The 6,853-nt window shown below is 68.1% G+C and carries 9 protein-coding genes; 8 read left to right on the top strand and 1 reads right to left on the bottom strand.

Annotation, left to right across the window (positions count from 1 at the left end; all coding sequences use genetic code 11):
- The 8 genes from ACFE71_RS03330 to ACFE71_RS03295 form a co-directional block, all read left to right on the top strand.
- On the top strand, positions 1-1,073 hold a 1,073-nt coding region (locus ACFE71_RS03330; protein WP_375427391.1), incomplete at its 5' end, for a sodium/solute symporter.
- A 1-nt stretch (position 1,074) separates the two neighbouring features.
- Entirely contained in the window at positions 1,075-1,956 is an 882-nt protein-coding gene (locus ACFE71_RS03325) for a 2-dehydro-3-deoxygalactonokinase (protein WP_375427390.1), read from the top strand.
- On the top strand, positions 1,953-2,594 hold the full coding sequence (locus ACFE71_RS03320) for a 2-dehydro-3-deoxy-6-phosphogalactonate aldolase (protein WP_375427389.1): 642 nt from the start codon (positions 1,953-1,955) through the stop codon (positions 2,592-2,594). Before ACFE71_RS03325 ends, ACFE71_RS03320 begins: the two co-directional genes overlap by 4 nt.
- Before the next feature lie 59 nt (positions 2,595-2,653).
- On the top strand, positions 2,654-2,854 hold the full coding sequence (locus tag ACFE71_RS03315; RefSeq protein ID WP_375427388.1) for a hypothetical protein: 201 nt from the start codon (positions 2,654-2,656) through the stop codon (positions 2,852-2,854).
- A 170-nt stretch (positions 2,855-3,024) separates the two neighbouring features.
- Positions 3,025-3,429 carry a YsnF/AvaK domain-containing protein gene (locus tag ACFE71_RS03310; RefSeq protein ID WP_375427387.1) on the top strand — a complete coding sequence of 135 codons (405 nt, stop codon included), beginning with the start codon at positions 3,025-3,027 and terminating at the stop codon, positions 3,427-3,429.
- Complete coding sequence (locus ACFE71_RS03305) at positions 3,426-4,409, top strand: YsnF/AvaK domain-containing protein (RefSeq protein WP_375427386.1); 984 nt, start codon at positions 3,426-3,428, stop codon at positions 4,407-4,409. The genes ACFE71_RS03310 and ACFE71_RS03305 overlap by 4 nt, the downstream gene beginning before the upstream one ends.
- A gap of 80 nt (positions 4,410-4,489) precedes the next feature.
- A complete protein-coding gene (locus ACFE71_RS03300) occupies positions 4,490-5,167 on the top strand; it encodes an OmpA family protein (protein ID WP_375427385.1) in 678 nt (225 codons plus the stop codon).
- A 66-nt stretch (positions 5,168-5,233) separates the two neighbouring features.
- Positions 5,234-5,788, top strand: coding sequence for a DNA-3-methyladenine glycosylase (locus ACFE71_RS03295; protein WP_375427384.1), 555 nt, complete (start codon positions 5,234-5,236; stop codon positions 5,786-5,788).
- Here ACFE71_RS03295 and ACFE71_RS03290 read toward each other — a convergent pair.
- Positions 5,766-6,833, bottom strand: coding sequence for a patatin-like phospholipase family protein (locus ACFE71_RS03290; protein ID WP_375427383.1), 1,068 nt, complete (start codon positions 6,831-6,833; stop codon positions 5,766-5,768). The two genes, ACFE71_RS03295 and ACFE71_RS03290, sit on opposite strands and share 23 nt — an antisense overlap.
- Positions 6,834-6,853: the final 20 nt, after the last annotated feature.

Here is a 6,853-nt window from a genome sequence, read left to right as displayed (position 1 = left end):
TGAAGGCGGTGGCGCTGACCGACATCGTCCAGGTGACGCTGCTCGTGCTCGGCGGCGCGATGGTGTCGTACCTTACATTGTCGCAGATCGGTGACGGCAGCGCGTGGGCCGGGTTCAACGAGCTCAGCCGCCGCGCGCCCGAGAAGTTCGACATGATCCTGTCGCCCGACAACCCCTTCTACAAGGACCTGCCCGGCCTGTCGGTGCTGATCGGCGGCATGTGGATCGCGAACCTCAGTTACTGGGGGTTCAACCAGTACATCATCCAGCGCGCGCTCGCCGCCAAGAACCTGGCGGAGGCGCAGAAGGGCGTGGTGTTCGCGGCATACCTGAAGCTGCTCATGCCCGTCATCATCGTGCTGCCCGGGATCGCCGCGGTCGTCCTCGCGCCCGATCTCGCCAAGCCCGACCAGGCCTATCCGACGATGATGCGCTATCTGCCGTCGGGGCTGCTCGGGCTCGTCTTCTCGGCTTTGGTGGCGGCGATCATCGCGTCGACCGCGTCCAAGATCAATTCGATCGCGACGATCTTCACGCTCGACCTCTACGCCAAGGCCAAGGGGATCCCGACACGCGCGGAGGACGGCGGCGACGCCGACGCGCGCGCGGCGAGCGAGAAGCACTTGGTCACCGTCGGCCGGATCGCGGCGGCGGTGTCGATCGGCATCGCCATTCTCGCCGCGCGGCCCTTGATCGGCCAGTCGGACCAGGCGTTCCAGTTCATCCAGGAATTCTCAGGGTTCTTCACGCCGGGCATCACCGTCATCTTCCTGCTCGGCCTGTTCTGGAAGCGCGCGAGCGAGCCCGGCGCGATCGCCGCGGCGGTGGCGTCGGTGGTGCTGTCCTACCTGTTCCGGCAGTTCGCGCCCGACGTCCCCTTCATGAACCGCATGGGGCTGGTATTCCTGATCAGCCTGGCGCTGGCCGTCGCGATCTCGCTGGTGCGGCCGGCGGGGGCGGAGGCAAACCGCATCCGCACGGACGATGTCGGCTACGCCACTTCGACGGGCTTCAACATCGGCGGCGTCGGCGTGATCCTGATCCTGATCGCCCTATACGCGACCTACTGGTAGCATGGCCGCCGACCGTTCCGGGCGCTTCATCTCGGTCGATTGGGGGACGAGCAATCGCCGCGAGTATCTGATCGAGGACGGCGCGGTCCTGGCGACCACGCGCGACGATCGCGGCATCCTGGAGATGGCGGGCGCGGGATACGAGGAGGCGATCGCGGGCATCCGCGCGATGCATGGTGACCTACCCGTCCTGATCGCCGGAATGGCCGGGTCGAACCGCGGCTGGCGCGAAGCACAGTATGTCGATGCGCCCGCGCGGGCCGAGGACGTCGCCGCGCGGCTGCTCTGGGTGGAGCCGGGCCGAACCGCGATCGTCCCCGGCGTCGCTTGGCGTGACCCCGCCGCGCCAAGCGTCATGCGCGGTGAGGAGGTGCAGCTGCTCGGCGCGGTCGCGGCCGGGCTGACCCCGCCGACCGCGCTGCTCGCCCAGCCGGGCACGCACAACAAATGGGTCGAGATGGGAGACGGCGCGATCGGCCGCTTCTCGACCGCCATCACGGGCGAGCTCTTCGCGCTGCTCCGGGGCGGAAGCATCCTGTCCGCCCAGCTCGGCGGCGAGGTCGAGGGCGGCGCGGCCTTTCGCGAAGGGTTGCGCGACGCCCGGACCAAACCGCTCACCTCCGCGCTGTTCGGGGCGCGTGCGGCCGGGCTGCTCGGCTACCGCGCGGACGCCGATACCGCCGATTACGTCAGCGGACTGCTGATCGGGGCCGATGTCGGCGGGGCGGGCGTCGAGGGTCGCGAGGCGTTCGTGCTGTCCGATGCGACGCTCGGCGCGTTGTACCTCGCGGCGATCGAGGAGCTGGGTGGGCGCGCCCATTTGGTCGACACCGCCCAGGCGTTCGTCGCCGGCATGACCCTGATTCGGAGCCTGACACGATGAGCCATCTGTCCACGTTCGACGCCGCCTTCGCCAAGTTGCCGCTGGTAGCGATCCTGCGGGGCTTGCGGCCGGGCGAGGCGGAGGATGTGGGCGAGGCGCTGGTCGAGGCGGGCTTCACCCTGATCGAGGTGCCGCTCAACTCGCCCGAGCCGACGGACAGCATCGCGCGGCTCGCCAAGCGGCTCGGCGACCGGGCGATGGTCGGGGCGGGCACCGTGCTGACGGCGGAGGCCATCGGGCAGGTCGAGGCGGCGGGCGGCGCTATGATCATCTCCCCCAACGCCGACATTGGTGTGATCGCCGCCGCTGCCGGGCGCGGGTTGGTGTCGCTACCCGGCATCGCCACGCCGACCGAGGCGTTCGCCGCGCTCGGCGCGGGCGCGACCGCGCTCAAGCTGTTTCCAGCTGAGGGGTCGAGTCCCGGCATCCTGAGGGCGATGCGCGCGGTGCTGCCGCCGACCTTACGCGTGCTCCCGGTGGGCGGGGTCGCCCCCGGGACGATGACACCCTGGATCGCGGCGGGCGCGGCCGGATTCGGGCTGGGTTCCGCGCTCTACAAACCAGGGATGAGTTCGGCGGAAGTCGGCGACAACGCGCGCGCGTTCGTCCGCGCCTGGAAGGCGTCGCGCCAGGCTTGAGGGATCGAACCGATCGATCGCGCGTCGGTGTCGGCGTAAGTCGTTTCGGAGTAGCCAGCATGATCCGTTTCCTGTCCGCCCTTGCCGCGACCGGCCTGATCGCAAGCGCCGCGCCCGCTTCGCCCAAGCCGTGCCGCGATGCGCAAGGTAGGGTCGTTCCCTGCACGCAACCCAAAAAGACGGCGGCGCGGTGCAAGGACGACAAGGGTCGCTTCGTTGCCTGCGACAAACCCGGCGCGCGTTCGATCCCGAAAAGCTGATGTAGATCAAAAGTGGTTCGTGACAAAGACGAAACAATTTGTCTTGTTCGCAGGCGCTTAATTCATTTCGTCGCAAATTAGCCCGCTTTCAACCCTGAATAGTCACTGGTCGGAACATGCATCAACACCCCCCGTTAGGCGAGCTCCACATTCTTCGTTTTGAGGCCAGGATGAACGAGCAAGACACGCAAGTAATCCCGCTCGTCCAAGAGGAACTGGTCGTCTCCAAACAGACCGTGGAGACGGGCCGGGTGCGGGTGAGGACGGAGGTGCAGTGGCACACCGGCCATGCGCGCGCCGATCTCTTTCGCGATCACGTCGAGGTCGAACGCGTGTCCGTCGGGCGCGAGGTCGATTCGGTGCCGCCCGTCCGCGAGGATGGCGACACGATGATTATTCCCGTGGTCGAGGAGGTTCTGGTCGTGGAGAAACGTCTGATGCTGAAGGAGGAGGTGCATCTGAAGCGCATCCGCTCCGTCGAGCATCTGGACGAAGCCGTCCGCCTGCGCGTCATGCAGGCGGTCGTGGACCGTGAACCCTCAAACCCCACTACCCCCAAGGAGAGTTCCATATGAGCCGTACCCTGACCGCCCTGTTCGACACGCGCGCCGACGCGGAAGCCGCCAAGGGCCGCCTGGAAGCCGCGTCGATCGACATCAGCGCCGTCCACGTCCATGACCAGAAAAGCACCGGCTATTCCGAGTCGACGGCCTATTCGAGCCGTGAGGAAAAAGGCTTCTGGTCCAACCTGAAGGGCGCCTTCCTCCCGGACGAAGACCGGCACACCTACGAAGAAGGCATCAAGCGCGGCGGCGCGCTGCTGACCGCCGAGGTCGATGAGCATAACGCCGACGAAGCGGTACGCATCCTGGAGGACGCCAACACGATCGATCTGGACGACCGTTCGGCCAACTGGCGCGAGAGCGGCTGGGATTACGATAAGACCCGTAATGCCACGACGGGCACCGGTGCGGGCGTGGGCGCGGCTGTCGGCTCGGCGCTGGGCATGGGCGCGTCCAAGGGCTCGGACATGTCCGATCGCTTGACGACCGATCGGGTCGGCAACGAGGAGCATATCGACATCGTCCAGGAGGACCTCGTCATCGGAAAGCGCGAGGTCGATCGCGGCGGCGTGCGCGTCCGCTCGTACATGGTCGAGACGCCCGTCCACGAGCAGGTCACGCTGCATGAGGAACATGTCGAGGTCGAACGTCGCCCGGTCGACCGCAAGCTCGGCGCGGCCGATATCGACGCGTTCCGCGAGCGCGAGATCTCGATGACCGAAACTTCCGAGGAGGCCGTGGTCGGCAAGACCGCTCGCGTCGTGGAAGAGGTGGTCGTCCGCAAGGAGGGCTCCGACCGGACCGAAACGATCGATGACACGGTTCGCCGTACGGAGGTCGATATCGACGACACGGACACGACCCGCACATCGGGTACCGGCCTGGGCTCGACCGACAAGGGCATGGGTACATCGGGTTCCGGCCTGGGGGGTTCGGGCATGGGTTCGGGCGGCATGGGATCGACCGGCAAGACCGACCGCGATCGTTATTGAGCGAACGCATCCGGTTTGGGCACGCGCGCGGGAAAACGCGTGTGCCCATATCCGTTTCCATCTAGGCGAGGACCACACGCATGGCGAACAACGACGATCACAAGCCGGGAGAGCCTAGCAAGATCAATCTGGGCCCCAATCACGAGACCAAGAAGTTCAACTGGCTACCTTGGCTCCTGCTTGGGTTGGGACTGCTCGCGCTGCTTTTCGCGCTGAGCCGTTGCAATCGCGAGGAGACGGCGGTCGCGCCCGTTGTCGTCAACGAAACCGAGCCGGTGACCAACACCACGACGACCACGACCACGACGACCACCCCGGGCAGCCTGAACCTGCCGGGCGGCGCGGTGTTGGCGGTGACGCCGGGTGGGCTGAACGAGCAGGTCGGGGGCTTCCTGGCAGGTACGGAGGCGACGCCGCGGACCTTCGAATTCGATCGGCTGAACTTCAACACGGCGGCGAGCGACCTTCGCACCGAGGATCAGGGCGACATTGACCAGATGGCGCAAATCCTTCAGGCCTACCCCAGCTCGCGCATCCGCGTGGTGGGATATGCCGATGCGCGCGGGTCGACCCCGGCCAACCAGCAGCTCGGCCTCGCCCGCGCCAACGCGGTCAAGGGCGCACTGACGGGCAAGGGCATTGCCGCCGAGCGCGTCGAGACGGCGTCGGGAGGCGAGAGCGATCCCGCCGACACCAACGCCACCGCCGACGGCCAAGCGGAGAACCGCCGGACCGAAGTGATCGTCGTCTCGCGCTGATCACGACGACGCGCTTGGGGCGGCGAGGGCTTGCGGCCCTCGTTGCCTCTTTTTCAGTAGACGCAAATGCCGCCCGATTTTTACGCGAGACCTATCCTCGACCTGTCGCGCGCGCTGATTGGCTGTGGGCTGCTGGTGGATGGTGTGGGCGGGGTGATCGTCGAAACCGAGGCGTACGAGGCGGGCGATCCCGCGTCGCACAGCTTCGCCGGGCCGACCGCGCGCAACCGCGCCATGTTCGGACCCGGCGGGCACGTCTATGTCTACCGCATCTATGGCATGCATTGGTGCCTTAACGTCGTCGGCGGGTCCGCGCCGGGCGCGGCGGTGCTGGTGCGGGCGCTGGAGCCGACGAGCGGTCTCGAGACCATGGCCGCGCGTCGACGGATGAAGGATCCGCGCAGGTTGTGCGCGGGACCGGGGCGATCGTGCGAAGCGCTTGACGTGACGCGCGCGCATGACGGCCTGTCGCTCGGGGCGCCCCCGTTCACGCTGCTGCCCCGGCCTGCGGAGCCGCGGATAGTCGTCGGCCCGCGGATCGGCATCACGAAGGCGACCGATCGACCGTGGCGTTTCGGCCTGGCCGGTTCGCGCTTCCTCAGCCGTCCCTTTCCGCGCTGAGACGGAAGCCCGCGCGCCCGATCGGCGCTTCGTCCGCATTCTGGTATACCGTCAGCCCCGGCCCGCCGATCGCCACGGCGCTCCCATCCAGCCGGTCGAGGAACGAGGCCATGCACGCAGCACCCGCCGCCCACCGCCCCCCTGCCGTCTCGGCGGAGAAGTCGAACGCCTTGCCCGCCACCTCGCGCGATTGGTCGGCGAAGGCAAGGCGCGCGAGCGTCACGGTGGGCGCACGGTCGCCATGCAGCCGGTACACCTCGCTCCAAGCGTCTATCGAACGCCGCGACTGCGCCGCGAACACCAGGTCCTGCATGCGCCCCGCCGCTTCGCCTATCGAACGCGGCACCGGGCTCGACAAGGGCAGCAGGTCGAGCGCTATCACGAGCAGCGGCCCGGGACCGGGGTCGGCGAGCACCGCATCCACCGGCAGGTTTGCCGACAGCCCGGCATCGACATACCGACGTCCTCTGATCGCGATCGGCGGAAAGGCGGGCAAGAGCGCGCTGCTGGCGCGGACGTGGTCGGGGCCGAGCCGATCGCGGGTGGAGTCGAACAGCGCGTCCGCGCCCGACTCGAGATCGACGGCCGCAATCGACAGCCGCATCGGCCCGCTCGCGATCCGGTCCCAATCGACCGAACGATCGAGCGTGGCCGCCAACGGTCCGGTGTCGAAGATGCTGGCCGCGCCGTCGCCGCCCCCCGCCCAGAATTCTCCGAAGAAGGGACGCGGCGCGAACAGGTTCGGCCGTCCGATCGCCATCGCCGTCGATACGGCCGCCGTGCGCCGCCAGGTGTCGATCTCAGCGGGCCACCGCGAAACGCCGCCACCTGCCGCCGGCGTCCAGAATGCCTGCAGGCGCTCGACCGCCCGGCCCGGCGGATTGCCCGCGATCATGGCGGCGTTGATCGATCCCGCCGACGCGCCGATCACCCAGTCGATCGTCGCTCCGCGCTCGGCCAGCGCGGCGAACGCGCCCGCCTGCCAACTGCCCAACGCGTTGCCGCCGCTCAGAACGAGCGCGGTCCGGTAAGGTCGATCGGCCATGGCGGTCCTCAATCCGAAAA

Source organism: uncultured Sphingomonas sp., assembly GCF_964237155.1.
Classification (GTDB): domain Bacteria; phylum Pseudomonadota; class Alphaproteobacteria; order Sphingomonadales; family Sphingomonadaceae; genus Sphingomonas.
The sequence above is the reverse complement of the archived record's forward strand: the minus strand, read 5'-3'. Positions and strand labels throughout refer to the sequence as shown.